Here is a 26,068-nt window from a genome sequence, read left to right as displayed (position 1 = left end):
CTGGGATGCGGAGAAGGGGCGGGCGGGCTCGGTCACGACGGTTTTCCTGGGCCACGATTGTGTCCGCGCGGGGGCCCTCGCACAAGGCGGCGGCGCGCGTCCGCATCGGAACGCGGGCTGCGGCGGGACAGGGCACGCTTCATCCGCCCTTCAGGAACGATGGGCCAAAAGAAAAACCGCGCTTCGATGAAGCCGTCCGGGCCCATCGTGCGTTCCACACCGCTCACCTGTCCGGCCAAGCTCGAAGTCCGTGTAAGGCCGGCCCCGCGTGGCGTCAGGAGTCCCATATGCGCAACACATCCCGTTCCGGTCTGATCCGGTCCTTGGCCATCGTGCTGGCCATGATCGGCGCCATGTTCGTCGCCGCGCCCCAAGGCGCCCAGGCGGCCCCCGCCATGGTCTCGACGGAGGTCGCCGGCCCGGCCGCCGCCCTCACGGAGGTCCAGTACGGCGGCTATGGCCGTCATCACCGTCATCACCACCGCCATTACGGCCACCGCCGCCACTTCGGCCATCATTTCGGCCATCACCGGGGTCGCCATTACGGCCGTCACTTCGGTCATCACCGCGGTCACCACCACGGCTACGGCCGTCGTCACTTCTACTGAGAGACGTTCGGAGGGGCGCCCGGTGGGCGCCCTTTTCGGTCGGGGCGTTGCCGCAGCCGCGCCCGGCGCCTAAGAGCCGCGTCCTGACACTCAACCGGGAGAGCGGCGATGCGGCCCTCGAAGCGCGCCAACGACGATCTGCGCACCGTCACCCTCGAGCGCGCCGTGGCCCGCTACGCCGAGGGGTCCTGCCTCGTCACCTTCGGCGAGACCAAGGTGCTGTGCACCGCCTCCCTGGAAGAGCGCGGGCCGCCCTGGCTGCGCGGCTCCGGCAAGGGCTGGATCACGGCCGAGTATTCCATGCTGCCGCGCGCCACCCACGAGCGCACCCGGCGCGAAGTGAATTCGGGGAAGCCGTCGGGCCGCACCCAGGAGATCCAGCGCCTCATCGGCCGGAGTCTCAGGGCCGTCACCAACCTGCCGGCCATGGGTGAGCGCCAGATCACCGTCGATTGCGACGTGATCCAGGCCGATGGCGGCACCCGCACGGCCGCCATCACGGGCGCCTGGGTGGCGCTGCACGATTGTTTCGCCTGGATGCGCGCCCGCTCGATCATCTCCGTCGATCCCCTGCGCGATCACGTGGCGGCGGTGTCCTGCGGCATCGTCAAGGGCGTGCCCGTGCTCGACCTCGACTACGCCGAGGATTCGGGGGCGGAGACCGACGCCAACTTCGTGGTCACCGGCTCGGGCGGCCTCGTCGAGGTCCAGGGCACCGCCGAGGGCAAGCCGTTCTCGGAAGAGGAGCTCATGGCGCTCCTGCGCCTGGCCAAGGGCGGCACCGAGCGCCTCGTCGCTCTCCAGAAAGACACCATCGCGCGCGAACCCGCCGACAAGCGCGTCACGGACAAGAAGGCCTCCGCATGAGCCAGCACCGCATCCTCTCGGGCCGGGTCGTCGTCGCGACCCACAATGCCGGCAAGCTCGTGGAGATGCGCGAATTGCTGGCGCCCTTCGGGATCGCGGCGGTCTCGGCCGGCGAGCTCGGCCTGCCCGAACCGGACGAGACCGGCACCATGTTCTCGGAGAATGCCGCCATCAAGGCGCACGCGGCGGCCCAGGCCTCCGGCCTGCCGGCCTTCGCCGACGATTCCGGCCTGTGCGTGAACGCCCTCGACGGGGCGCCGGGCCTGTTCTCCGCCCGCTGGGCCGGGGAGTCGAAGGATTTCGGCGGCGCCATGGCGCGGGTCGCGGCCGAGATGGAGAAGCGTGGCGACACCACGCGGCGGGCGCACTTCGTCTCCGCCCTCGTCGTCGCCTGGCCCGACGGCCACACCGAGACCTTCGAGGGCCGGGTGTTCGGGCAGATCGTGTCCCCGCGCGGCACCAGCGGATTCGGTTACGATCCCCTGTTCCTGCCCGACGGCCACGACCGGACGTTCGGGGAGATTTCTTCGGAAGAAAAGCACGGCGTCGATTGGCAAACGGGCGACGCCCTTTCCCACCGGGCGCGGGCCTTCGTGCTCCTGGCCCGGGCCTGCCTGCGGCGGCCAATCTAAGCCTGCCTGCGGCGCCCGGCCTGAGGGGGCGGCCGGAGCCGCCGGCACCCTAGAGTATTTTCCATGATCCTCCGATCACGGAAAATTCGCTAACTTATTGTTTGGTCGCATTTTCTTCACGCGAGCCGGTATCCACCTCGCTTGAAAATGCTCAGCGGCTCGCCAAGCCGTAGCGACGCCCGTTCAGGGGCGGTCCGTCCTGGCCGTTGCCGGCCACCACCACGAGGCGCTGGACCTCGCCGCGGAGATACGCCTGCAGGAAGCGGTTGTAATCGCGAAAGACCACGCAGCCGTTGGACGCGCCGCTCGGTCCGAGCATGTAGGTGTGGGCGAGGAGGCCGACGCGGCCGTGGATCGCGGCGGGGCCGCCCACGGGGTTGAGGCGGATCGCCCGCACCCCGTGGAACAGGGCCTCGCGCTCGCGCAGATCGTAGGTGCCGGGCGGCGTCGCGCCCCGCATGGTGAGATGCACGTTGCGCGGGTTGTCCTGGCTCGGTCCGAGGCCCGAATGCGCCTCCAGCACCTCGCCATTGGGCAGGGTCACCCGCCCGGCGGTGATGTCGTAGATCGCGATGCCGCCGCCCGCCACCGGGGCGGGCCCCGGAACCAGGCGCTGGCGCGACGGGACCGCCTCCGACGCACCGTCCACGGAGGCGTAGGCCGTGGGGGCCGGGGCATCGCCGAAGATGCGATCGAACAGGGAGGGTTCCTCGACGCCCGCCGCCCGGAACACGCTCTGGGTCGAGGGCAGGGCGGGACGCCGGGCGAGGCGCGCGGTGACGGCGACGGGCGCGCGCCGGAACTCGGCCGGGCGCGGGACCGGCAACGGTATCGGCAGCGGCACCGACAGGGCGACCTGCTCGGGGCGTGGCAGGGTAGCGGCGACGGGCGTGGAGCGCGCCGGGGTCGCGGCCATCTGCACCGCCGAAGGGGCGGCCTCGGGCGGGGCGGCCTCGGGCGGGGCATCGGCGGCGGCGACCCGGACGTCGACGGCCGGCGCCGGCTCGGCCCGTTGGAAGCCCGAAGCCAGGGGCCCCAGGGAGAGGGGACCGGTGAGGAGGGTGGCGCCGATGGCGGGCGTGGGATCGAGCATCCAGGCGTAGTCGGCGGGCAGCGGCCGGGCGGCGGCCGTCTCGGACGCCGCTGCGACGCTCGCCGGTACCGCTGCGACGCTCATCGGCGCCGCGTCGATCCCGCCGCCGAGGCGGGCTCCGGCGAGGCCGAGGGCGCCCACCGAAACGGCGAGCAGCACGCGGTTGCGGCGGCGGCGACGCTCCTGCCGGGGAGAGCGGTGCGAGCGGAGCGCGACATAGGTCATGGGGACTCGAACTCGATACGCATGTCCCGTTCGGGCAGCCCGCGCCGAGCCCTGTCCGCGCGGGTGCACCGCGCGGACCTGACACGAAATCGGGAGTCACCGTGAAGGGAACGATTTACCGTAAGTGTCCGTGAGTAAGCACGGGCTTGGTTAATCTCGCCTGAAGCGCATCAGCGTATTCGCGCAGGAAAACCGGCCGCGTTGGTTCAGTTCGACACAGGCGGGGGCATCCGGCGGCGGCACGCGGCGGCGCATCCGGAAAAAAGGTCGGGATTGCCAAACGCGCGGCGCGCGCGCACATCGCGGCCATGACCGAACCGACAGGCCCGGACCATCCGACCCGCGACGCGGGCTTCGGGGTCTACGTCCATTGGCCCTTCTGCGCCGCGAAGTGCCCGTACTGCGATTTCAACAGCCACGTGCGCCACGCGCCCGTGGACGAGGTCCGCTACCTCGCGGCCTTCCGGGCCGAGATCGCCCACATGGCCGCGCGGACGCCCGGCCGCACCGTGTCCAGCGTGTTCCTCGGCGGCGGCACGCCCTCCCTGATGCGGCCCGCCACCGTGGCGGGGCTGCTCGATGCCGTCGCGGGCGCGTGGGCCGTCGCGCCTGACGTCGAGATCACCCTGGAGGCCAACCCGACGAGCGTCGAGGCGGAGCGGTTTCGCGGCTACCGGGCGGCGGGCGTCAACCGGGTGTCGCTCGGCGTCCAGGCCATGGACGATGCCGCCCTGAAGGCCCTGGGCCGGCTCCACACCGCGCAGGAAGCCATGGCGGCGGTGCGGGTCGCGGCGACGCATTTCGAGCGCTACTCCTTCGACCTCATCTATGCCCGGCCCGACCAGGGCCTCGCGGCGTGGCGCGCGGAACTCGAGGGGGCCATCGCCCGGGCGGCCGAGCACCTCTCGCTCTACCAGCTCACCATCGAGCCCGGCACGCCGTTCTTCGGCCTCGCCGCCGCCGGCAAGCTGGTGCCGCCCGACGACGAACATGCCCGCGCCCTCTACGACGTGACCCAGGAGGTCTGCGACCGGGCGGGGCTCCCGGCCTACGAGATATCGAACCATGCCCGCCCCGGCGCACAGTCGCGCCACAACCTCCTGTACTGGCGCTACGGCGAGTACGCCGGCATCGGCCCCGGCGCCCACGGGCGCCTCGTGGCCCCTGACGGGCGGCTCGGCACCGTCACCGAGCGGGCACCCGAAGCGTGGCTCGCCCGGGTCGAGCGCGACGGGCACGGCATCATCGAGACGGAGCGGCTGTTGCCGGCCGACCAGGGCGACGAATTCCTGATGATGGGCCTGCGCCTGTCGGAGGGCATCGACCCGGCCCGCTACGCCGCGCTCAAGGGCCGCGTCCTCGACGCCGCCCGGATCGAGACCCTGGTGGCCGACGGGCTCCTCGCCCGGAGCGCCGGCGGCCGCATCGCCGCGACCCCGCGCGGAGCCCCGGTGCTCAACGCCGTCGTGGCGGCGCTGGCCGCCTGAATCACCGGGCCGACCGGGCGTCCGGTTCGCCGGTCCAGGCTCCTCCGCCTGCATCGGCGTCACCGAGAACCGGTTCGCCCTTCGTTGGCCGAGGCTCCTCCGCCTGCATCGGCGTCACCGAGAACCGGTTCGCCCTTCGTTGGCCGAGGCTCCGGTCACGTCCCCGAGGGCCCGAGCACCCGGGGCGCCGGGCTGACCACCGCGGGGGCGCCGCTGCGGATCTCGTAGACCGCGAGGGTCCGGTCGCTCGGGCCGTCGGGCCGGAACCGGAAGGTGCCGTCGACGCCGGAGAAGCCCGACGGGTTGGTGAGCGTGGTGTCGGCGAAGCGCTGCGAGCCGAATTGCCGGCTGAGCGCCGCCGTGAGCGATACGGCGTCGTACGCGAGGGTCGCCACCCGCGGTGGCACGGCCCCGAACCGTGCCTGATAGCGCTGCGAGAAGCTCGAGAAGCCCGCCGCGTCGGGGGCCGCGAACCAGCCACCCTGGAGGGAGGGCAGGGCGAAGGCGCGGGGATCGTTCCACACGGCGGTGCCGAGGGGCTTGACCCGGCCCGGCGAGAACCCGGCCTTGGCGAGCACCGGATCGAGGGTGGCGAGGCCGTCCGGCGTATCGGGAAGGAACAGGGCGTCGGCCTGGGCGCCCCCGCCCGTGATCAGGCCGGAGAGCCGCCCCACCGCCGGACCGGGATTGCCCGGCGCATAGCGCTCGATGCCGACGAGACGGGCGCCTTTGCGCGCCACGGCCTCGCGGACCTGCGCTTCGACGGCGTTGCCGTAGCTGTTCTCCGGAATCAGGGCCGCGAAGGAGCGCCGGCCCTTGGCCACGGCCTCGTCGACGATGCGGTCGACCTCGGCCTGGGGCAGGAAGCTCAAGAGGTAGACGCCGCGCGCCGCCACCGCCGCATCGGTGGAGAACGCGATGACGGGCTTGCCCGCCGCGCGGGTGGCCACGGACGCCGCCTGGACGTTGGCGGCGAAGAGCGGACCGAGCACGAGTTCGGCCCCGTCCGCCAGGGCCGCCTGGGCGGCCTCGCGGGCGCCATCCGCCGTCCCGCGATCGTCCTTCACCAGGATCTGGAGGTCGGGTTTCTGGAAATCCTCGACGGCGAGTTCGGCGGCGTTGCGGAGCGCCGCCCCCACGGCCGCGCCGGGGCCCGTCAGCGGCAACACGAGGGCGACCTTCACCGCGCCGGTGCCGATCCGGGTCCCGGAGGCGGCCGGTCCCGGGCCGGTCTCGCCCGGGGGCAAGTCCGTGGGGGGGAGATCGGCCGGCGGCGACGCGGCGACCACGGGCGGCGCGGACCGGCGTCCGGCACGCGGGCCGCCGTCGGGGCCGCCGATGCAGCCCGCCAGGGTCAGCGCCAAGGCCGACGCCAGGGCACCCACGCCCCAGACGCCCATCTGCCGCCACTTCGCGCGTGTCATCGCGGCCCCCCTGTCGCCGAGCGTCCCGTCACGTTGGGAGTGTCGTTCGCAAAAGTAAATGTGCGTGCCGGGGGATACACGCATTCCGCACGGAGGCGCCGGCATGGCATGGTCCCGGCCATGACACAGCGAAGCGACAAGCCGGGCCGACCGCGCCGGGACGCCCCGGCGGGGCCGGCAAAGCCCATCTCCACCTTCACGGCCTTCGGTCTCGCGGCGGAAGCCGAGCCCCTCGATCCGGGGCTGCACGTGGTGGCGACGCCCATCGGCAACCTCAGGGACGTCTCGTTCCGGACGCTCGCCACCCTGGCGGCGGCCGACACGGTGCTGGCCGAGGACACCCGTGTCACCCGCACCCTGCTGATGCATTACGGGATCACCACGCCGCTGGTGGCCTATCACGAGCATTCCAACGCCGCCGTGCGCGAGCGGATGATCGCCCGGATGCAGGCCGGCGAGGCCCTGGCCCTGGTCTCGGACGCGGGCACGCCCCTGGTCTCCGACCCCGGGTTCAAGCTCGTCCAGGCGGCCATCGAGGCCGGCATCCGGATCACGCCGATCCCCGGCCCGTCGGCGGTGATGACCGCCATCGTCGCCGCCGGCCTGCCCACGGACCGGTTCTTCTTCGAGGGCTTCCTGCCGCAGAAAGCGGGCGCGCGCCGCAACCGCCTGGAGGCGCTGGCGCAGGTCCCCGGCACCCTGGTGCTGTTCGAATCGCCCCACCGCCTGCCCGAGATGCTCGTCGACGCCGCCGAGGTCTTGGGGTCCAATCGCCCAGCGGCGGTCGCCCGTGAACTGACCAAGCTCTACGAGACCATCCGGCGCGGCAGCCTCGGCGGCCTCGCGGCGACCTTCGCGGAGGAGGGGGCGCCGCGGGGCGAGATCGTGGTGATCATCGGCACCGGCACCGAGGAGCCCGATCAGGCCGAGACCGATGCGGGCCTCGATGCCGCCCTGACGGCGGCGCTCGCCCGCCACTCCATCAAGGACGCCGCCGCTCTGGTGGCCGACGAGACCGGCCAGCCGCGCCGGGTGGTCTATGCCCGCGCCCTGGCCCTGTCCCGGCGGACCGATGACGAGGCCTGAGCCCCGCACCAAGGATGCCGCCCGGCGGCGCGCCACCCACGGACGCGGCCTCACGGGCGAGACCCGCGCGCTGCTGGCGCTCCTGCTGAAGGGCTACTGGCCGCTGGCCCGGCGCTACGCCGCCGTGGGCGGCGAGATCGACCTCGTGGTCCGCCGCGGACGCACCATCGCGTTCGTCGAGGTGAAGGCACGGGCGGACCTGGCGACGGCCCTCGACGCCATCGACGGGCGAAAGCGGGCACGGTTCTCGCGCACGGTGCGGGGCTGGATCACGGCGCATCCGGCCCATGCCGGGTTCACCCTGCGGGCGGATGCGGTGCTGGTCGCACCGGGGCGCTGGCCGGCCCACGTGGCCGACGCGTTTCCCCTGGACGGGCGGTGAGAGTCAGGCCCGCGCGGCGGCGACGGCGGCGAGTAGGGTGCGCTTGAGGTCGGCCTGGCTGAACGGCTTCTGCACGACGGGACGATCGCGGAACGGCTCGCGGATGCCGGCACCGCCGTAGCCCGTGGAGAACACGATGGGGAGGTTGCGCTTCACGATGGCCTCGGCCACCGGATAGATCGGCTCGCCGGCGACGTTCACGTCGAGGATCGCCACTTCGAAGTTCTCGACCTGCGCCATCTCGAGGGCCGTCGAAAGGCGGGCGGCGGGGCCCACCACCGTGCATCCGAAATCGAGCAGCATGTCCTCGAGCAGCATCGAGATCGCCGCCTCGTCCTCGACGACAAGCACGCGAGCCCCGTTCAGAAGGTCTTCGTCCACTTGAGCACTCACGCCGGGGCTTCTTCCCTTCGATTCGTTCCGGGTTCGGAAACGTCGTCTACAAAGAGGAGTCTTGGATCGACCTCGGCTCAGGTGCTTCCACCCTCGACCGCGAGCGCGACAACATTGCCGAAGATCCGGTACGACGTGGGCCGTTCCGGGACGAAGCGAGCCGTCGCCCGTTCCGCCGAGCGTGTCAAGCGCTTCCCCGGCTCCGGACGACGCCGAAAGACGTTGATGTTACGAAGTGATACATTTGCGTCTCAGCCGGCCGGAATAGGATCCCCGCACCGGGGGTGAAGGGATTTATGTCGGAACGGTTTCCACCTCGCCCACACGTCCTCGACCGGCGCATCCTGCTCGCGGGCCTTGCGGGAGCGGCCGTTGCCCCGTCACGACCGGCGCGGAGCGCTGCCCCCCTCGTCGTCGCCTCCAAAAGCGACACGGAGGGGGCGCTGACGGGGGCGATGATCGCCCTGGCGCTCGAAGCCCTCGGCCTGGCGGTGGTGACGAAGCTCGGCCTCGGCCCGACGCTGATCGTGCGCAACGCCCTGCTGTCGGGCGAGGTGGACCTCTATCCCGAATACACCGGCAACGGGGCGTTCTTCACCGATACGGTGTCCGACCCCGCCTGGAAGACGTCGGACGGCGCGTTCGCCGCCATCGCCCGCGCGGATGCGGGCCGCGGCCTCGTCTGGCTCGATCGGGCGCCGGCCAACAACACCTGGCTCATCGCCGTGAACGGTGCCCTCGCCCGGCGCGAAGGGCTCGCCACCATGGCGGATTTCGCCCGGGCCGTGGGGCGGGGCCTGATCCGGCTCGCCGCCTCGACGGAGTTCGTCGAGAGCCCCGCCGCCCTGCCGTCCTTCGAGGCCGCCTACGGGTTCCGGATGCCGCTGGATCGCATCGTCAGCCTGCCGGGCGGCGACACGGCGGTGACGGCCCGCGCGGCGGCGCAGGGGATCAGCGGCGTCGATGCCGGCATGGTCTACGGCACGGACGGGGCCCTCGATGCCCTGGACCTCGTGGTGATGGAGGACCCGAAGGGCGCGCAGATCGTCTACGAGGTCGCGCCGGTGATCCGGGCCGGAACCCTCTCCCGCCACCCCGAGATCCGCCCAGCCCTCGCCCGCATCTTCACCGGCCTCGACGCCCCGACCCTGCGCGGGCTAAACGCCCGCATCACCGTGGAGGGCGTCGTGGCCGAGACCGTGGCGCGCACCTACCTGACGGAGCGCGGGTTCCTGAGATGAGCGCCCCCGGACAGGCCCACGGACGGGCGGCCGGTGCCGCGCGCGGATTGCCGGCTGTGCTGGCGCTCGCCTGGTTCGTCGGCCTAGGGGCAGCCCTCGTCCACGGGCCGCTGCTCACCATCGCGGCCAATCGCTTGGTTCCCGGCGTTCCGGTGGCCGGCTGGGCCGGTCTCGGGCCCGCCCTGCCGGGGGTGCTCGTCCTGTCCGCCCCCGCGGCGGGCCTCCTGGCATCCGCATCCGGAGGCCGGGCCGGTGCCGTCGCCCTGGCCCTGCTCCTCGCCGCCGCCGGGCTTCTGGCCTGGGGAATCGGACACGGCGCCGCCCTGCGGATGGCGGCCGAGCCTCCGGCGGCGCGGGCCGGTCTCGGCGCCGGGGCGTGGCTCGCCGCCGCCCTGCTCGCCGCGGCCCTTGGGGTCGCCGTCCAACGCGGGCGCCGTCCCGGCCTCGGGCTCGGTATCGTGCTCCTCGTCGGGGTCGGACTGATCGTGGCCGGGCGGGCCGGGACCTTCGCGGCCCTGTCGCTCGCCGTCGAGTATGCGGGCCGGCGCGCGGCCCTGCACGCCGCCTTCGTCGAGCATCTCGCCCTGGCGGGCGGCGCCCTCGCGCTGGCGATCCCCGTGACGATCGGGCTCTCCCTGTGGCGGCGCGGCCAGGATCTCGTCGGGATCGTGGTCGGGGGGCTTCAGGTGGTGCCGGCGGTGGCCCTGCTCGGCGCCCTGGTGGCACTCACCGGCGGCCTCCTGCGGGCGGTGCCGGCGCTGCGCGAACTCGGCCTCTCCGCCCTCGGGCCGGGACCGGCCGTGGTCGGCATCGCCGCCTACCTGCTCCTGCCCCTGTGGCGCGGCCTCGCTTCGGCGTTGCGGGCGCCCGACCCCGACAGCCTCGACGCGGCGCGGGCCTTGGGTCTCACGGACGCACAGATCCTCGTACGCCTGCGCCTGCCGCTGGGTGCGCCGCAACTCGTCGGCGCCCTGCGGGTCGCTGCGGTCCAGGCCATCGGCCTCGCCACCCTCGGCGCCCTCATCGGGGCCGGCGGCCTCGGCCGCATCGTGTTCGACGGCATGGCGCAGTTCGCCCCCGATCTCATCCTCCTCGGCGCCGTGCCGGTGATCGCCCTGTCCCTGGTCGCCGAGCGGGCGTTGAGCGGGGTGGAAGATCGGATGCGCGTCGGAGCGCCCGCATGAGGCTGCGGCGCATGGTGCCCATCGGCCTCATCGGCCTTGTCCTGGCGGCCGTCAGCCATCCGGTGGTCGCGACCGAACTCGCGAAACTCCTCGGCGAGGCACCGCGCCGGGCGCTGGATTTCGACCGCCTCCTCGCCCTCGCCGTGCAGCACCTCGTGCTCGCGGGGACCGGCCTCGGGCTGGTGACGACCCTCGGGCTCGGCCTCGGCATCCTGGCGACCCGCCGGGCCGGCGCCGCCTTCCGTCCAGCCATCGACGGCCTCGCGGCCGGCGCGCAGGCGGTGCCGCCCGTGGTGGTGGTGGCCCTCGCCCTGCCGATCCTCGGGTTCGGCGGACCGCCGACCCTGCTGGCACTCGTGGCCTACGGGGTGATGCCGGCCCTGCGCGGCACCGTGGGCGCCCTGGAGGCGGTCTCGCGCGACGCCATGGCGGCGGCGGAGGCCATGGGGATGACCCGCCAGCAGATCCTGTTTTCCGTCGAACTCCCCCTCGCCGCGTCAGAGATCGTCGAGACCCTGCGCACGGCCCTGGTGCTGGCGGTGGCCACCGCCGCCGTGGGGGCGCTCGCGGGCGCCTCCACCCTCGGCACCCCCATCGTCGCCGGGTTGCAGAACCAGAACACCGTACCGATGCTCCAGGGGGCCGCCGCCACGGCGGCCCTGGCCTTCCTCGGCGACGCCGCCCTGCTCGGGCTGGCGGCGGCGTTCCGGATCAATCGTCCTTGAACGCCACCTCGGTGCCCGGGGCGACGCGCAGGGCGAGGCTGCGCGCGTCCCAGTTCGTGAGGCGGATGCAGCCGTGCGATTCGGTCTTGCCGACCTTCTCGGGCTCCGGCGTGCCGTGGATGCCGTAGGACGGGATCGCGAGATCGATCCAGACCACGCCCACGGGATTGTTGGGGCCAGGGGGAATCGTGAACTTCTCCTTCGTCTTCACGCCCTTGAACGCGTATTTCGGGTTGTAGGTGTAGGTCGGCGCGAAGGCGACGCCCTTCACCTTGGTGTTGCCCGACGGCGCCGGCTTCTCGGCGCTGCCGATGGAGGCCGGATAGAACGCCAGAAGCTTGCCGGCCTTGTCGAAGGCACGCACGTGCCGGGTGGTCTTGTCGACGGTGATGCGGGCGACGTCCTTCGTCGGCCTGTCCTCGGATTTCGACGTGTCGTCGGCCTTGGATTTATCGTCGGCCTTGGATTTTTCTTCCGGTTTGGATTTCTCGTCCGGTCTGGGCTTGCCCGTCTCCAGGGCCGGTACCGCCGCGACGGTTATCACCGTACCGGCCTTGTCGAGGGGCTTGTCGGGGTTGAGGGCCACGAGCAGGGCGCGGGCCATGTGGAACCGCTCGGCCAGCATCTCGCGCGGGTTGGTGTAGGATAGGGCCTCGAGGTCCGCTTGGCGCTCCATCTTGGGCGGGATCGTGGCCACGTAGGGCCCCGCCACGTCGGCCTCCGTCAGGGTGTACTCGGCCGTCACCGGCTCGGTGCTGGTCGCCGCGAGCTTCTCGAACACCTCCGCGTTCACCGCCTCGGTGGCCGGCAGGCCGTTGGCCGTGGCGAAGGCCGCGAGGGCGCCGCGCATGTTCTCGCCGTCGCGCCCGTCGATGGCGCCGGGGGAGAACCGTGCCCGGTCGAGGAGAACCTGCACCTTCACCAGAAGCGGATCGGGCCGCTTGTCGTCGGCCTTGGCGGTCTTCTTAGTCCGGACCTTTTCGTTACGGACTTTTTCGTTACGGACTTTTTCGCCGTCGGAGGGCTTTGTGTCGGAAGACTTGCTGGCGGATGCCGGGGCGGCGGCCTCGATGGCGTCGCGGGTGAGGGCCGACGAAGCCGCGTCGGCTTTGCCGGGAGGTTCCTTACCGAGGGCTTCCTGGCCGGCGGCTTGTTTGTCCGGAGCCGCCGCCACGCCGCCGGCGAGGCAGGCCAGGGCCAGCAGAGAGACGCCGCCCATCATCGAAAATCTACGCATCGTCCAGCGTCCGCATCCTGCCCGGGGCGCCGTCGCCCACGCGCCGGAACAAGCGTGACCGACCGCAAGCCGTTCCGCCGATGGGAATTATTGGCAGAGGCGGTGGCCGGCGGTACGTTCGCGTTCGTCGAGGTGGAAGTGGTTGGCGTGCGCCGCGTCCGTGCCCGGCCCCAGGACCGTGCGGAAGAAGCCGCACGCCTTGGCACGGGCATGGGCGAGGAAGGCCGCCTCCGGCGTGCCCTCGGGCAGGGGGGCTACGGCGATGACGGCGCGGTTCGCGAAGGTGAAGCCCATGACGTCGATGCCGTTGGCGAAGGCGTGCTCGCTCAGCTTGGCGTCGGGATCGTGGTTCTGGCCCCGGCAAAGGTAGGTGGTGCCGAGGCTCAGGCCCTTGAGCGGCTGCGACAGGTCGCGCTCGGCCAGGGTCTGCGCTTCCGTGGCCCAGCGCGCCAGGGCCTCGGCGGCGCCGCACACGAGGGTGGCGGGCGGGTTCAGGGCGAGGTCGCCCGCGAGCGCCGTGATCTTCAGGGGCCGTGCCGCGCCGCACTGCCCGTCCGAGAGGGCGGGCACGGGTTCGAAGCGGGCGCCGAGGCGCTCGAGGCGCTGGCGGCAGGCGGTGTCGTCGGCCGCCGCGACCGTCACGGCGAGGGCCGCCTCGCCGGAGAGTTCGGGCGGACGCGCCGGGGGCAGGGGCGTGGGCTCTGCCGGTTTGGTCTCGGCGGGTTTGGTCTCGGAAGCTTTGGTTTCCGCGGGCTTGGTGTCGTCCGGCTTGATCTCGGGCGCCTTCACGGCCGGGGTGGTCAGTTCCGGCGGGCGCTCGGGCGGACGCGGCGCGTCGAGGGACGGGCCGGGCTCGGGCGGACCGGTCACGAGCTCCGCCGGGCGGGCCGGCGGTGCCGGCGGTGGCACCGGGATCGCCGTCCCGGCTTGCGCGCGGGCGCCCCCGCAGAGCGCCAGCATCACGAGGCCGCAGCGGAACAGGGCCGGTGCGGCTTTGGGCGAGGGCGCGGGCATCCGGTTCCAATCCTGTCCGGACCTCGACCCTGCAAGGCGGTCGACGGTGCCCGCACGATCGGCGCATCGGCGCCCCGGGACAAGGGCAGCGCCGCAACAGCCGCGCACCATCGGCCTCGCGCACGCGACCGTCGGACCTCGCGCGCGCCGGACTTGCGCGCGCCGGACTTGGGCCTACCGTGCGGCCGACACGTCCGAGCCCATAGACCCAGGATGACCATGACCGCCGGTACCCCCTCGACGTCCACCGCCTCCCTCGGCCCCTTCGCCGAGCGCGACTGGGCGACGCCCCACGGCCTGCCGCCGTTCGAGCGCATCGCGCCCGCCCATTACCTCCCGGCCTTCGAGGCGGCGCTCGCCGCCCACAATTCCGAGATCGACGCCATCGCCAAGAACCCCGAGGCGCCGCGCTTCGACAACACCGTCGGTGCCCTGGAGCGGGCCGGCCACGCCCTCGACCGGGTCGCGGGCGTGTTCTTCAACCTCAGCGGCAGCCACACCAACCCCGACCTCCAGGCGGTGGAGCGCGCCATCACCCCGCGCCTCGCCCGCCACGGCAGCGCCATCTACCTCAACCCGGATCTCTGGGCCCGCATCTCCGCCGTCGATGCCGACGCCGAGGATCTCGGGCCGGAGGAGCGCCGGGTGCTCGACCGCTACCGCACGCGCTTCCGCCGCTCCGGCGCCGACCTCGCCCCCGAGGCCAAGACCCGCATGGCCGAGATCGCCGGCCGCATGGCGGAGCTCGGCACCAGCTTCAGCCAGAATCTGCTCGCCGACGAGGGCGCCTTCGCCCTGCCCCTCGACGGCGCCGACGATCTCGCCGGCCTGCCCGACTTCCTGCGCGATGCCGCCGCCGCCGCCGCGAAGGAGCGCGGGGGCAAGCACGGCCACGTCATCACCCTGTCGCGCTCCCTCATCGAGCCCTTCCTGGTGTTCTCCACCCGCCGGGACCTGCGCGAGCGCGCCTACGAAGCGTGGTCGAAGCGCGGCGAGACCGGGGGCGAGACCGACAACCGCGGCATCATCGCGGAGATCGTGGCGCTCCGCGCCGAGCGCGCCCGCCTCCTCGGTTTCGACAGCTTCGCCCACTTCAAGCTCGCCGACACCATGGCGGGCACCCCGGACAACGCCATGGACCTCCTGCGCAACGTCTGGACGCCGGCCCACCAGCAGGCGGCGGCCGAGCGCGACCGGCTCCAGGGGCTGGTCCAGGCGGAGGGGCACAACTTCAGCCTCGCCCGCCACGATTGGCGCCACTACGCCGAGAAGCTGCGCCGGGCCGAGCACGATCTCGACGAGGGCGAGATCAAGCCTTACCTGCCCCTCGACGGGGTCATCGCGGCCGCCTTCGACACGGCGACGCGCCTGTTCGGGCTGCAGTTCGAGGAACTCGCGGACGTGCCGCGCTACCACCCGGACGTGCGCGCCTGGGCCGTGCGCGACGCCGACGGCTCGGACGTCGGCGTGTTCCTGGGCGACTACTTCGCCCGCGCGTCGAAGCGCAGCGGCGCCTGGATGAGCGCCTTCCGCTCGCAGGAGCGCCTCGCCGGCACGGTCCGGCCGATCATCGTCAACGTGATGAACTTCGCCAAAGCCCCCGAGGGCGAGGCGACGCTGCTGTCCTTCGACGACGCCCGCACCCTGTTCCACGAATTCGGCCACGCCCTGCACGGGCTCCTCTCCGACGTGACCTATCCGCTGCTGGCCGGCACGGCGGTGGCGGGTGATTTCGTCGAGCTGCCGTCGCAGCTCTACGAGCACTGGCTCGAACAGCCCGAGGTCCTGCGCCGGCACGCCCGCCACCACCGCACCGGCGAGCCGATGCCCGAAGACCTGCTGAAGCGCCTGCTGGCGGCCCGCACCTTCAACCAGGGTTTCGCCACCATCGAGTACACGTCGTCGGCCATCGTCGACATGACCCTGCACCTGTCGAATGCCGGCGAGGCCGGCCTCGACGTGCTGGCCTTCGAGGCGGACGCCCTCAAGCGCATCGCCATGCCGGCCGAGATCGCCATGCGGCACCGGACCCCGCACTTCGCCCACATCTTCTCCGGGGACGGCTACGCGGCGGGCTATTACAGCTACCTGTGGTCGGAGGTGCTCGACGCCGACGCCTTCGACGCGTTCCGCGAAGCCGGGGACATCTTCCATCCGGAGACGGCGGCGCGTCTGCGCAAGTTCGTCTACGGCGCCGGCAACCTGCGCGATCCGGGCGAGGCCTACACGGCCTTCCGCGGGCGGCTGCCCAGCATCGACCCGCTCCTGCGCAAGCGGGGGCTGGCCGCCTGATGGACGGGCCCACCTTGGTAACCCTTCCGTAAACAAGCATGCTTAACCAATGCTTCCTGACATCTTCGGGAAGCATTGGTCATGACGGACACGGTCGGAACGGCGTCGGACACCTCGCCGGAAGCCCTGCTCAAGCGGGCGGTGATGGGCGCCAGGACGAAGGCTGCGGCCAAGCCCGCCACGGGGGACGCCGCGCTCGGGAACACCTCGCGCTTGGGCGCGGCGGTGCCTGCCTTTCGCCGGATCGATCCGCGTCTCGCCGGCCTCGTCGGGGCGGCCCTGCTCCTCGGGGGGGTCGTCGGCGCCGGCGCGAGCCGCCTCGCGGCGACGGGCGACGACCGTGCGACGGGAGCGATGGCCGACATCCAGCGCCAGCTCGGCGCGGCGCAGGCCGAGACCGAACGCCTGACCACGGCCCTTGGGCAGGTCGGCAAGGCCGTCGCGCACACGCAGGAGACCGTCGACGCGGCCCGCACGGAGGCGCGGACCCGCAGCACCGCCGTGGTCGATCGCGTCGCCCGGACGGAACAGACCCTCGCCGCCAAGTTCGCGACCCTGAGCGAACGCTTCGAACAGACCGAGAAGGACCAGGCCGGGCGCCTCGCGACCCTGACCGCCCAGGTCGAGAAGCGAAGCGCCTCAACGGCACCGGCCGCCGTGAAGCCGGAGCCCACGGTCACCGGATCGCTTCCGGACGCCAAGGTCCAGACCGACAGATTCCAGGCCGACAAGGTCCTGGCCGAAGCCAAGATCCAGGCCGAAGCCAAGGTGCAGGCAGATGCCAAGGCGCAGGCGGCGTCGAAGCCGCCCGCCAGCGACAACTGGGCCGTGCGCGAGGTCTACGACGGCATCGCGGTTCTGGAGGATCGCAAGCGCCGCCTCGTCGAGGTCGGAATCGGCGATACGGTCCCGGGCGTCGGCCGCATCGAGACCATCGAGCGCCGGGGCCGGGCCTGGGCCGTCGTGACCCGCCAGGGCGTGATCACCCCGCAGGCTTGGTAGGCTGCGCCGGATTTGGTCAGCCGTACCGGCCTTCCGAGGCACGGTTCGCAATGAAAAAGCCGCCGTCCCGGTCTGGGGCAGGCGACTCGAATTCCCCCGGTGGTCGGGCTCGATGGTCGAGGCAGTTCAGCGCCGGCCGAGGACCGAGCCTCAGGTCGCCTGCGCTTCGATCTCCACGTCGCAGTGGCACATGGGATAATGCGGCTCGATGGTCATCGGGTCGGCCATGATCGAGGCGCGCAGGGCGCGGTTGCGTCCGTGCGTGAGTGCCCGTGTCTGCGCCTCCTGGGAGGGGTGCAGGATCGCGGCGAGGAAGGCGTGGCCCTCGAACTCCGCATCGAGATTCTTGGCTTCGAACACTGGCATGGCGTTCACCGACCCGGCGCCGTTGAGGTCTCCAAAGGGAGCCGCGACCCGGTCATTGGCAGAAAGCGTGGATAACGCCAATAAGTTCCCGGCGCACGTGTTGATTGATGATTAATTTACATTTGCGTAGTTCGAGCCGTTGATTGGGTGCGGCCGCGCACGCGAATACATCGGATCACTGATGATGCACCGCAGCGCCCTGCCGGCCCGACGGGCGCCGTCGATGGGCTTGCCGCCGTTGCGCCGCAAAGATGCCCGATTCGCTCGGGGGTGATTCGGGCCGCTGCGAATCACGAATGGTGGTCACGCCGCGTCGTCCTTCAGAAGTTCGGTGTTGATCGCGAAGGCCGCCATCGCGCCTTCGGCCGCCGCCACCACGGCGAATTGCACCCGACGGGATGCATCCCCCGCCACGTAGAGGCCGGGCACGTTGGTGCCCTCGTAATCCCCCGTCGGCACGATGCCCTTCGGGGTCAGGTCGCAGCCGAGTTGCGTGATGAGGTCGGACGGGCGGCATCCCCCGGGCGTGAGGAAGACGGCGTGGCACGGCCGCTCGGTCCCGTCCGCGAACACGAGCCGCTCCGCCCGCTCGCCATTCCCCGCCAGGCGCGCCACGGCGCCGTCGGCGACCCCGATCCCGTGGCGGTCGAGGCGGGCGCGGTCCGCCTCCGACAGGCTGTCGGCCCGGTCGTCGGTGCACAGGGTCACGTCCCGGCTCCAGACGGTGAGTTCGAGGGCGAGGCCGACGCCGGCGTGACCGTGTCCGTAGGCGACCAGGGGCTGGTCGCGGCTCTCGTAGCCGTCGCAATACGGGCAGGTGTGGACGCCGCGCGTCCAGTAGGTGTCGAACCCCTCGACCGTGGGCAGGTCCTGATGCAGCCCCGTGGCGAGGACGAGGCGGCGTGCGGTTTCCGTTTGGCCGTCGGCCAGAACCACCGCGAAGGCGTCACCCTCGCGGCGCGCCGCCGTCACCTCCGCGGTGCGGCATTCCACGGTGGGGTAGCGCGCGAGATCGGCCCGCCCCTGCGCCCGCAGGGCGGCGGGTGGCGTCCCGTCGCGGGTGAACAACCCCCAGGTCCGGGGCGTCGCGGCGTTGCGGGGGTCGCCGCAGTCGATCAGCAGGACCGATCGGCGACAGCGGCCCAGGATGAGCGCCGCGTTGAGGCCGGCGGGTCCGCCACCGACGATGATGGCATCGTGCATCGGTCGATCGCTCCGGGATGGTGGTGCCGGTACACCAACGACCGGAGGCGCCAACCCGTTGCCGGACACGAAAAAGGGCGCCCGCGGCGCCCCTTTCCATTCGCAGGGTTTCGGGTGCCCGTTCAGGCGGCCGTGGTCGCGGCCTTCACCGGGATGCCCTTCTCGGACAGGAACTGCTGCAATTCGCCCGACTGGAACATCTCGCGGGTGATGTCGCAACCGCCGACGAACTCGCCCTTCACGTAGATCTGCGGGATCGTCGGCCAATTGGAGAAGGCCTTGATGCCGTCGCGGATCGCCATGTCGTCGAGGACGTTCACGCCCTTGAACGGCACTTCGAGGTGGTTGAGGATCTGCACGACCTGGCCCGAGAAGCCGCACATGGGAAATTGCGGCGTGCCCTTCATGAACACGACCACGTCCTGGGATTCGATCTCGGTCTTGATGGCGGTGTTGGCGTCGGTCATGGGAATCCTCGTATGGTCGGGAACGGTGTGCGTCACCGTTGAGGTCAGGATTGATTCGTCGATTTCAAGGCCGTCGCGTCGGCGATGGCGCGGAGGGCGGCATCCAGGTCGAAGGGCGCGACGAGAAGGTCGTCCGGTCCCAAAGGGCATCGGGCGGGCAGATGGGGGAGCAGAGTATCCCCATAGGTGGTCAGGCCTAGTTTGGCCTGCGACTGAGCGACGGACCAGATCTTGTCCCAGTCCAGGCGCTGGCGCATCGACCGCTCGTAGCGGGTGAACGCGGCGACCTGGAATGTACCGGCCTCCTTCCGCCAATGCTCGACGGAGAGGGTATCCGGCGCGGACAAGCGTTTGAGCAAATGCGCCAGAGTCTGTGCCAGCAGGCTTTCCACGGCACCGATCTGCGAACGCCCCACGCTCTCGATCTCCTCGGCGACGTTCTCCCAATCGAGGATGTTCGACAGGTCCGGCCGGCGCGCGAGTTCGCGAAGGGTCGACGCCTGCTGCTCGGCCCAGGTCACGATGTCGTCGTCGTAGAGGCTCGGCTGGTCCATGCGGTCCGCCCCGTGAGGTCCCTCGCTTCGCGAAGGGCGCCCCTCAATCCTGGGGGACGCCCGTGGTGAGCGCAAGGGCATGAAGCACGCCCCCCATGCGCCCCTGAAGCGCGCCGTAGACCATCTGGTGCTGGGCCACCCGGGTCTTGCCCTTGAAGGCGGCGGACAGGACCGTGGCGGCGTAGTGATCGCCGTCCCCGGCCAGATCCTTGATCTCGATCCGGGCGTCGGGCAGCGCCTCGCGGATCATCGCCTCGATCTCACGCGCATCCATCGGCATGGGAAGTCCTCCTGAACAGCGGGGATTTATGCGGGAACGCCGGCGGGCTGGCTCGCCATATAGGCGGGCAACCAGCCCTCGTGGGCTTCGCGCAGGTCGGCGACGGCGATGGATTCGCCGCCCGGCAGGGTGATGCGATCGCCCCCCGTCACGCCGACCACGAGGGCGTCGATCCCCTGCGCCGTGGCGCTGTAGAGGAGGTCGGGCGCGGTCTCGGCATCGACGGCGAGGAGATAGCGGGCCTGATCCTCTCCGAAGAGGTAGGCGTGCGTCGCCATGCCGGCCGGCACCTCGGGAAGTGCCGCGCCGATGCCGCCCGCCATGGCCATCTCGGCCACGGCGACGGCGAGGCCGCCATCCGAGAGATCGTGCACGGTGTCGACCTGGCCGGAGACGATGAGGCCGCGCACGAAATCGCCGTTGCGGCGCTCGGCGGCGAGATCGACGGGCGGCGGCGCGCCCGCCTCGCGGCCGGCGATCACCGCGAGGTAGACGGACTGGCCGAGCCAGCCGGCGGTGTCGCCGACGAGCACCAGGAGGTCGCCTTCGCGCTTGAGCGCCAGGGTGGCGTGGCGGGTCACGTCGGCGAGGACGCCGACGCCGCCGATTGTCGGGGTCGGCAGGATGCCCACCCCGTTGGTCTCGTTGTAGAGCGAGACGTTGCCGGACACGACGGGGAAGTCGAGGGCGAGGCAGGCCTCGCCGATGCCCTTGAGGCAGCCGACGAGCTGGCCCATCACCTCGGGCTTCTCGGGGTTGCCGAAATTGAGGTTGTCGGTGATGGCGAGCGGCGTGCCGCCCACCGCCGTGATGTTGCGCCAGGCCTCCGCCACGGCCTGCCGGCCGCCCTCGACGGGATCGGCCTCGCAGTAGCGCGGCGTCACGTCGGCGGTCATGGCGAGGCCCTTGGGGCCGTCCTCGACGCGCACGATGGCCGCATCCCCGCCGGGCTTCTGCACGGTGTTGCCGCCGATGAAATGGTCGTACTGCTCGTAGACCCAGCGCTTCGAGGACAGGTCCGGCGAGCCGACGAGGCGCTTCAGGGCCTCCGCGCTGCCCACGGTCTCGGGCACGTCGGCCGCCAGGATCACCGGCTGGTGGGTGTTGGCGATGTGGGGCCGGTCGTAGAGCGGGGCTTCGTCGCCGAGTTCCTTGATCGGCAGATCGGCCATCACCACGCCGTCGTGCTTGACCACGAAGCGCAGCGTGTCGGTGGTGTGCCCGATGATCGCGAAATCGAGGCCCCACTTCACGAAGATGGCTTGCGCCTCGGCCTCCATGCCGGGCTTGAGGACCATGAGCATGCGCTCCTGGCTCTCCGACAGCATCATCTCGTAGGCGGTCATGCCGGCCTCGCGGGCCGGGACCTTCTCGATGTGGAGCTCGACGCCGAGATCCCCCTTGGCGCCCATCTCGACGGCCGAGCAGGTGAGGCCGGCGGCCCCCATGTCCTGAATGGCGATGACGGCGCCCGACGCCATGAGTTCGAGGCAGGCCTCCAGCAGCAGCTTCTCGGCGAAGGGGTCGCCGACCTGCACGGTGGGGCGCTTCGACTCCGACGCGTCGTCGAACTCGGCCGACGCCATGGTGGCGCCGTGGATGCCGTCGCGGCCGGTCTTCGAGCCGAGGTAGACGATGGGGTTACCCACGCCGGTGGCCGCCGCGTAGAAGATCGCGTCGGTCTTGGCCAAACCCACCGCCATGGCGTTGACGAGGATGTTGCCGTCGTAGCGCGAATGGAATCCCATGAGGCCGCCCACCGTCGGCACGCCGAAGGAATTGCCGTAGCCGCCGATGCCCGCGACCACGCCCGAGACGAGGTGGCGGGTGCGCGGATGGTCCGGCGAGCCGAAGCGCAGGGCGTTGAGTGCCGCAATGGGGCGCGCCCCCATGGTGAACACGTCACGAAGGATGCCGCCCACGCCCGTCGTCGCGCCCTGATAGGGCTCGATGAAGCTCGGGTGGTTGTGGCTCTCCATCTTGAAGACGCAGGCCAGGCCGTCGCCGATGTCGATGACGCCGGCATTCTCGCCCGGCCCCTGGATCACCCACGGCGCCTTGGTCGGCAGGCCGCGCAGGTGCTTGCGCGAGGACTTGTACGAACAGTGCTCGTTCCACATGGCCGAGACGATGCCGAGCTCGGTCAGAGTCGGGTCGCGCCCGATGAGGCCGCGGAAGCGGTCGTACTCGTCGGGCGTCAGGCCGTGCTGGCGCACCAGTTCGGGGGTGATCGGAACATCGTTGCGGAACATGCGGCCCCTCTCGACACGATCCAGTTCGGCCGTCTCGGTCGAGACGGCTCTAGAGCGTTAGGGCGCGCCCTGGCAACACGCGATCGTCGCGCGACCGTTCCATGCACCTCATGGAACGGCGGATTCCTCCGTCACACGGGCCCTTGCTCCGTCACACGGGCCTTGGGATGTTCCGCGCCGTCGCGCCAGCGCCGGATCGCGGCGTGGACCGGCTCGGGCCCGGCGACGAAGGCGACGTAGTCGAACGCGTGCGGGTCGCGGCTCGACATGAGTAGCTGGAAGTGCATGCGGAACAGGTTCCACTTGCGCCGCTTGAGGATGCGCTTCTCGATGAGATCCTCGATGCGGACGTGGATTTCCACCGGCCGGTGCGCCGCTGGCGCCGGCACCCGCGAGGCGCTCAGGGGATTGCGCTTGTGGATGGAGAGCCAGTCCCATTTCGCCCGGACATCGAGCCAGCCGACGGCATCGCAGGCGGCGACCCGCGCCAGGGACGCCCGCATCGCCACGGCCCGGGGGTCGAGGGTGATCCAGGGAATCACGCTACCGATGCTGACGAACGAGACCGGGGTACCGCGCCGGCCGAACTCGGGATCGCGGGCGAGCACCCGGTCGAGGACCTCGATGCCGAGGAAGCTCGAAGAGGAATGGCCGATGACCACGATCTCGCCGGCCCGCCCGTCCGCCGCCCGGATGAGATCGGCGAAGGCGTCGAGGCGCGCATTCATCCGCGCCTCGCGCCCGTCGGCATGGTCGTGGGTGAAGGCGGTGTCGTCGACGAGATGCGCGACGTAGAACGGCTTTCCCCGCGTCACCGCCATGAGCCCGGCGAGGATCGCGTAGGCGAGCGCCGGCGCCGAGAGCCAGGACCAGGGGCGCGTCCAGTCAGGAAGCAGGCCGACGAGACCCAGCGCGGCCCCGAAGCTGAAGACCACCAGCGCCAGGTAGATGAGGTGGACGCCGACGATCACCCGGGAAAAGCGTCGCGCCTCGCGACGGAAGCGTCGAACGTAGCCCGTGCGCCAGAGTCGCCACCACAGGGCCGGCACGGCGAGGAGGCGGCGCGCGTTCCCACGGGGAAACCGGGCGGCGACGATGTCGTCCCAGCGCAGCAGGGTGTAGCGGGTCTCGGTGCCGTCGGCCTCCACGCGCCAGTCGAGGCGCAGGCCGTCGGCCGAGCGCTCAGGATCGCCCACCGTGATCGCCATGCCGCGCCGGGCTGCGGTCAGACGACTCTCGCGACGGAACAGGCCCCAGTAGGTCTCGGGCGCGCGCGGATCGAAGCCCGGCATGTAGAAGATGTGGCGCGGCCTGGTCTCGGCCGAGGGGGCGTCCTGAGCGATGGGGCTGTCCGTCCGATGATGCGATGGAACGCGGGTCTCGGCGGTCGCAGCGGCGACCACGCCCGTCCCTACACGATCAAGATCCCGTCCGACGAGTGCGAAACCGCATCACGAAGACCCGGCTGGGGCGTGCGACAGGAACTCGGCGATGGCCTCGACGAAGCGTGCGCCATAGGCCTCGCGCTTGCGCTCGCCGACGCCGTGGACCGTGCGCAGGGCGTAGAGATCGACGGGTTTGGAGCGCGCCATCTCGATGAGGGTGCGGTCGGGGAACACCATGAAGGCGGCGATGCCCTCGGCGCGCGCGATGGTGGCGCGCAAGCCGCGCAGGTGCTGGAACAGGGCCTCGGTGGCCGGGTCGAGATCGAGGCTGGCATCGTCGCGTGAGGCCGCGCGCTTGCGGTCGCGCGGCTCGGCGACCTTCGGCTCGGGGTCCGGCCGCATCTGGATGGTCTCGCGGCCGAACAGGATCGCCTCGCCCTTGTCGGTGAGTGAGAGCCCGCCGAAGCCGTCGCCGTTCTCGGACACGGCGCCCGCGGCGAAGAGCTGCCGCAGCATGGCGCGCCAAGCCGCGACAGGCTTGTCGGCGCCGACCCCGAAGGTCTTGAGCGACGCGTGGCCGTTGCGGCGGATCGGGTCGGATTCCTTGCCGTGGACCACATCGCAGACATATGCCGCCCCGAAGCGCTGGCCGGTGCGGACGATGGCCGAGAGCAGCTTCTGCGCCGGCACCGTGGCGTCGACGAGGGAGACGCCCGAGCGGCACAGGTCGCAGCGTCCGCACGGCTCGCTCGCCTCGCCGAAATAGCCGAGGAGCGACTGGCGGCGGCAGGTGGCGCCCTCGCACAGCGCGATCATCGCCTCGAGCTTGCGCCGCTCGACGCGGCGACGCTCGTCCGGCACCTCCTTCTCGTCGATCTGCCGCCGGCGGAGCGACATGTCGTCGAGGCCGTAGATGGTGAGGGTGTCGGCGGGCAGGCCGTCGCGGCCGGCGCGGCCGATCTCCTGGTAGTAGCCCTCGACGTTGGACGGCATGTCGGCGTGGCAGACGAAGCGCACGTCGGGCTTGTTGATGCCCATGCCGAAGGCGACGGTCGCCGTCATCACCACGCCGTCCTCCTGCAGGAACGTGTCCTGGTTCTTCATCCGCGTGCCTTGGTCGAGGCCGGCGTGATAAGGCAGGGCGTTGAAGCCGTCCTTGGCAAGGCTTTCGGCGAGCTGCTCCGTACGCTTTCGCGAGGAGCAGTAGATGATTCCGCTCTCGGAGCGGCGGTGCTTGAGGAAACGCTCGATCTGCCGGGTGGGGTTGTCCTTCGGCACGAAGGTCAGACGGATGTTCGGCCGGTCGAAGGAATGGACGAACGCCTTGAGTTCGCGGCCCGCGGGAAACAGCCGCTCGGTGATGTCGGCCCGCGTCGCCTTGTCGGCGGTGGCGGTGAGCGCCACGGTCTGGACGTTGCCGAGCGCCTCGCGCGCGCGCGACAGATCGCGGTATTCGGGTCGGAAATCGTGGCCCCATTGCGAGACGCAGTGAGCCTCGTCCACGGCGAGGCGCCGAACGCCGGCGCCCCGCAGGGCATCCATCAGCCCTTCCATCATCAGCCGCTCGGGCGAGACGAAGAGGAGGCGCAGATCGCCGGAGCGTATCTGGCGCCAGGTCTCGCGCGAAGTCGCCTCGGGCACGGAGGAGTTGAGGGTGGCGGCGGCGACACCGAAGCCGAGCATCTGCTGCACCTGATCGTGCATCAGGGCGATCAGGGGAGAGACCACCACCGTGAGCGAGGATTCCACCAGGGCGGGCAGCTGGTAGGTCATCGACTTGCCCGAGCCCGTCGGCATCACGGCGAACACGTCGGTCCCGTCGAGCACCGCGCCGATGACCTCGTCCTGGCCGGGGCGGAAATCGTCGTAGCCGAAGGTCGTTTTCAACGCGGCGCGGGCTTCATCGAGGCGAGTGTTCATCGCTACCTTCAGGATTTCAACTTTTGGTTGTTTTTGTGGAATGGGTAGCTTGCGCGAAAGTCGTGTGGGCACCATCGTAAACGCGTCTACACGAGGGGCGTACGATGGCGCTGAATATCCGTAGCGAGGAGGTTAACCAACTCGCTGAAGCGCTGGCATCAGCGGCAAGGGTGAGCAAGACCGAGGCCGTGCGAATGGCGCTCGTCAACGAGTTGGCGAGACGGGAGGCGAAGCCGTCGCTTTTGGAACGCATCAAACCGATCCAGGATGCGATTGCCGCCTATCCCAGAACGGGCCTGAAGGCCGACAAAGCCTTTTACGACGATCTCAGCGGTGAGCCGTGATGTTCATCGACGCATCTGCGATCGTAGCGATTCTCCAGCGCGTCCCCATTTCGAGGCGCTCGTAGACCGGCTCGAAAAGACGAGTTCCGCGATGACATCGGCGATCGCGATCTTCGAATCGACATTGGCGATCAGTCGTTTCGGTACGATTCCAACCACCGAGGCGGAGGAAAAGGTCCGCAGCTTTCTGGCAGCATCCGAAATCGCCATCGTGCCGATCGATGGCCGAGACGCAAGTCATGCGATCTTCGCGCATCACCGCTACGGAAAGGGCAGGGGCCACCCCGCGCGCCTCAACCTCGGCGACTGCTTCGCCTATGCCTGCGCCCAAACTCGTGATGTCCCACTCCTGTTCATCGGCAACGATTTTTCGCAGACCGACATTCCATCCGCCCTCGCGTGAGG

At 71.0% G+C, this 26,068-nt stretch carries 26 protein-coding genes; 13 read left to right on the top strand and 13 right to left on the bottom strand.

Annotated elements, in window-relative coordinates; genetic code table 11:
• The first annotated feature begins 287 nt into the window (after window positions 1–287).
• From ASF27_RS22400 to rdgB, 3 genes are all read left to right on the top strand, one after another.
• The gene (locus ASF27_RS22400; RefSeq protein WP_056175610.1) at window positions 288–608 is read left to right on the top strand and encodes a hypothetical protein; all 321 of its coding nucleotides are present in this window, start codon (window positions 288–290) and stop codon (window positions 606–608) included.
• Window positions 609–716: 108 nt separating this feature from the next.
• Window positions 717–1,475 (top strand): ribonuclease PH, encoded by a 759-nt coding sequence (gene rph / locus ASF27_RS16010; protein WP_056175606.1) that lies wholly within the window; start codon window positions 717–719, stop codon window positions 1,473–1,475.
• The gene (rdgB, locus tag ASF27_RS16005; protein ID WP_056175603.1) at window positions 1,472–2,107 is read left to right on the top strand and encodes an RdgB/HAM1 family non-canonical purine NTP pyrophosphatase; all 636 of its coding nucleotides are present in this window, start codon (window positions 1,472–1,474) and stop codon (window positions 2,105–2,107) included. The genes rph and rdgB overlap by 4 nt, the downstream gene beginning before the upstream one ends.
• A gap of 151 nt (window positions 2,108–2,258) precedes the next feature.
• Here the strand turns inward: rdgB and ASF27_RS16000 are convergent, their stop codons facing one another.
• Window positions 2,259–3,425 (bottom strand): DUF2778 domain-containing protein, encoded by a 1,167-nt coding sequence (locus ASF27_RS16000; protein WP_056305014.1) that lies wholly within the window; start codon window positions 3,423–3,425, stop codon window positions 2,259–2,261.
• Window positions 3,426–3,733: 308 nt separating this feature from the next.
• Between ASF27_RS16000 and hemW the strand changes: the two genes are divergently transcribed.
• Complete coding sequence (gene hemW / locus ASF27_RS15995) at window positions 3,734–4,912, top strand: radical SAM family heme chaperone HemW (RefSeq protein WP_056175598.1); 1,179 nt, start codon at window positions 3,734–3,736, stop codon at window positions 4,910–4,912.
• A 155-nt stretch (window positions 4,913–5,067) separates the two neighbouring features.
• On the opposite strand, the gene ASF27_RS15990 is transcribed toward hemW, so the two are convergent.
• Window positions 5,068–6,336: a penicillin-binding protein activator gene (locus ASF27_RS15990; protein WP_056361579.1), complete on the bottom strand. Its 1,269-nt coding sequence runs from the start codon at window positions 6,334–6,336 to the stop codon at window positions 5,068–5,070.
• Between the two features lie 120 nt (window positions 6,337–6,456).
• Here ASF27_RS15990 and rsmI point away from each other — a divergent pair, with 120 nt between their 5' ends.
• Window positions 6,457–7,422 (top strand): 16S rRNA (cytidine(1402)-2'-O)-methyltransferase, encoded by a 966-nt coding sequence (gene rsmI / locus ASF27_RS15985; protein ID WP_056361671.1) that lies wholly within the window; start codon window positions 6,457–6,459, stop codon window positions 7,420–7,422.
• Window positions 7,409–7,804, top strand: coding sequence for a YraN family protein (locus tag ASF27_RS15980; protein ID WP_056361668.1), 396 nt, complete (start codon window positions 7,409–7,411; stop codon window positions 7,802–7,804). Before rsmI ends, ASF27_RS15980 begins: the two co-directional genes overlap by 14 nt.
• A 3-nt stretch (window positions 7,805–7,807) precedes the next feature.
• Here the strand turns inward: ASF27_RS15980 and ASF27_RS15975 are convergent, their stop codons facing one another.
• The gene (locus tag ASF27_RS15975; protein ID WP_056175593.1) at window positions 7,808–8,197 is read right to left on the bottom strand and encodes a response regulator; all 390 of its coding nucleotides are present in this window, start codon (window positions 8,195–8,197) and stop codon (window positions 7,808–7,810) included.
• Between the two features lie 296 nt (window positions 8,198–8,493).
• Here ASF27_RS15975 and ASF27_RS15970 point away from each other — a divergent pair, with 296 nt between their 5' ends.
• Genes ASF27_RS15970 through ASF27_RS15960 form a run of 3 tightly spaced genes read left to right on the top strand, consistent with a single transcriptional unit; the run spans window position 8,494 to window position 11,347 of the window.
• Window positions 8,494–9,438 carry a glycine betaine ABC transporter substrate-binding protein gene (locus ASF27_RS15970; RefSeq protein WP_056175590.1) on the top strand — a complete coding sequence of 315 codons (945 nt, stop codon included), beginning with the start codon at window positions 8,494–8,496 and terminating at the stop codon, window positions 9,436–9,438.
• Window positions 9,435–10,622 (top strand): ABC transporter permease subunit, encoded by a 1,188-nt coding sequence (locus ASF27_RS15965; RefSeq protein WP_056361576.1) that lies wholly within the window; start codon window positions 9,435–9,437, stop codon window positions 10,620–10,622. The genes ASF27_RS15970 and ASF27_RS15965 overlap by 4 nt, the downstream gene beginning before the upstream one ends.
• On the top strand, window positions 10,619–11,347 hold the full coding sequence (locus ASF27_RS15960; RefSeq protein WP_056361573.1) for an ABC transporter permease subunit: 729 nt from the start codon (window positions 10,619–10,621) through the stop codon (window positions 11,345–11,347). Before ASF27_RS15965 ends, ASF27_RS15960 begins: the two co-directional genes overlap by 4 nt.
• On the opposite strand, the gene ASF27_RS15955 is transcribed toward ASF27_RS15960, so the two are convergent.
• Both ASF27_RS15955 and ASF27_RS15950 read right to left on the bottom strand, forming a co-directional pair.
• Window positions 11,334–12,584, bottom strand: coding sequence for a L,D-transpeptidase (locus ASF27_RS15955; RefSeq protein WP_056361568.1), 1,251 nt, complete (start codon window positions 12,582–12,584; stop codon window positions 11,334–11,336). The two genes, ASF27_RS15960 and ASF27_RS15955, sit on opposite strands and share 14 nt — an antisense overlap.
• 87 nt (window positions 12,585–12,671) lie before the next feature.
• Window positions 12,672–13,544, bottom strand: coding sequence for an extensin family protein (locus ASF27_RS15950; protein ID WP_056361663.1), 873 nt, complete (start codon window positions 13,542–13,544; stop codon window positions 12,672–12,674).
• A 273-nt stretch (window positions 13,545–13,817) separates the two neighbouring features.
• On the opposite strand from ASF27_RS15950, the gene ASF27_RS15945 reads away from it, so the two are divergent.
• Together ASF27_RS15945 and ASF27_RS15940 are read left to right on the top strand one after the other, a co-directional pair.
• Window positions 13,818–15,890, top strand: coding sequence for a M3 family metallopeptidase (locus ASF27_RS15945; protein ID WP_244473006.1), 2,073 nt, complete (start codon window positions 13,818–13,820; stop codon window positions 15,888–15,890).
• 81 nt (window positions 15,891–15,971) lie between these two features.
• Window positions 15,972–16,892 carry a hypothetical protein gene (locus ASF27_RS15940; protein WP_056175576.1) on the top strand — a complete coding sequence of 307 codons (921 nt, stop codon included), beginning with the start codon at window positions 15,972–15,974 and terminating at the stop codon, window positions 16,890–16,892.
• 150 nt (window positions 16,893–17,042) lie between these two features.
• Here the strand turns inward: ASF27_RS15940 and ASF27_RS15935 are convergent, their stop codons facing one another.
• From ASF27_RS15935 to recQ, 8 genes are all read right to left on the bottom strand, one after another.
• On the bottom strand, window positions 17,043–17,258 hold the full coding sequence (locus tag ASF27_RS15935; RefSeq protein WP_056361565.1) for a hypothetical protein: 216 nt from the start codon (window positions 17,256–17,258) through the stop codon (window positions 17,043–17,045).
• 303 nt (window positions 17,259–17,561) lie between these two features.
• Window positions 17,562–18,461 (bottom strand): NAD(P)/FAD-dependent oxidoreductase, encoded by a 900-nt coding sequence (locus ASF27_RS15930; RefSeq protein WP_056361562.1) that lies wholly within the window; start codon window positions 18,459–18,461, stop codon window positions 17,562–17,564.
• 122 nt (window positions 18,462–18,583) lie between these two features.
• The gene (gene grxD, locus ASF27_RS15925; protein WP_056175569.1) at window positions 18,584–18,928 is read right to left on the bottom strand and encodes a Grx4 family monothiol glutaredoxin; all 345 of its coding nucleotides are present in this window, start codon (window positions 18,926–18,928) and stop codon (window positions 18,584–18,586) included.
• A gap of 44 nt (window positions 18,929–18,972) precedes the next feature.
• Window positions 18,973–19,482, bottom strand: a complete 510-nt coding sequence (locus tag ASF27_RS15920; RefSeq protein WP_056175566.1) for a DUF29 domain-containing protein — start codon at window positions 19,480–19,482, stop codon at window positions 18,973–18,975.
• A 43-nt stretch (window positions 19,483–19,525) separates the two neighbouring features.
• On the bottom strand, window positions 19,526–19,762 hold the full coding sequence (locus tag ASF27_RS15915; RefSeq protein WP_056095688.1) for a BolA family transcriptional regulator: 237 nt from the start codon (window positions 19,760–19,762) through the stop codon (window positions 19,526–19,528).
• 26 nt (window positions 19,763–19,788) lie between these two features.
• Window positions 19,789–22,014: a phosphoribosylformylglycinamidine synthase subunit PurL gene (gene purL / locus ASF27_RS15910; protein ID WP_056305029.1), complete on the bottom strand. Its 2,226-nt coding sequence runs from the start codon at window positions 22,012–22,014 to the stop codon at window positions 19,789–19,791.
• Between the two features lie 131 nt (window positions 22,015–22,145).
• Entirely contained in the window at window positions 22,146–23,306 is a 1,161-nt protein-coding gene (locus ASF27_RS15905; RefSeq protein WP_056361660.1) for a hypothetical protein, read from the bottom strand.
• A gap of 159 nt (window positions 23,307–23,465) precedes the next feature.
• A complete protein-coding gene (gene recQ / locus ASF27_RS15900; RefSeq protein ID WP_056175561.1) occupies window positions 23,466–25,319 on the bottom strand; it encodes a DNA helicase RecQ in 1,854 nt (617 codons plus the stop codon).
• 104 nt (window positions 25,320–25,423) lie between these two features.
• On the opposite strand from recQ, the gene ASF27_RS15895 reads away from it, so the two are divergent.
• Complete coding sequence (locus ASF27_RS15895; RefSeq protein WP_056361559.1) at window positions 25,424–25,663, top strand: type II toxin-antitoxin system VapB family antitoxin; 240 nt, start codon at window positions 25,424–25,426, stop codon at window positions 25,661–25,663.
• Between the two features lie 91 nt (window positions 25,664–25,754).
• The gene (locus tag ASF27_RS21720; RefSeq protein ID WP_244481024.1) at window positions 25,755–26,066 is read left to right on the top strand and encodes a type II toxin-antitoxin system VapC family toxin; all 312 of its coding nucleotides are present in this window, start codon (window positions 25,755–25,757) and stop codon (window positions 26,064–26,066) included.
• The last annotated feature ends 2 nt before the right edge of the window (window positions 26,067–26,068 follow it).

It is taken from the genome of Methylobacterium sp. Leaf102 (assembly GCF_001422425.1).
Classification (GTDB): Bacteria; Pseudomonadota; Alphaproteobacteria; order Rhizobiales; family Beijerinckiaceae; genus Methylobacterium.
The sequence above is the reverse complement of the archived record's forward strand: the minus strand, read 5'-3'. Positions and strand labels throughout refer to the sequence as shown.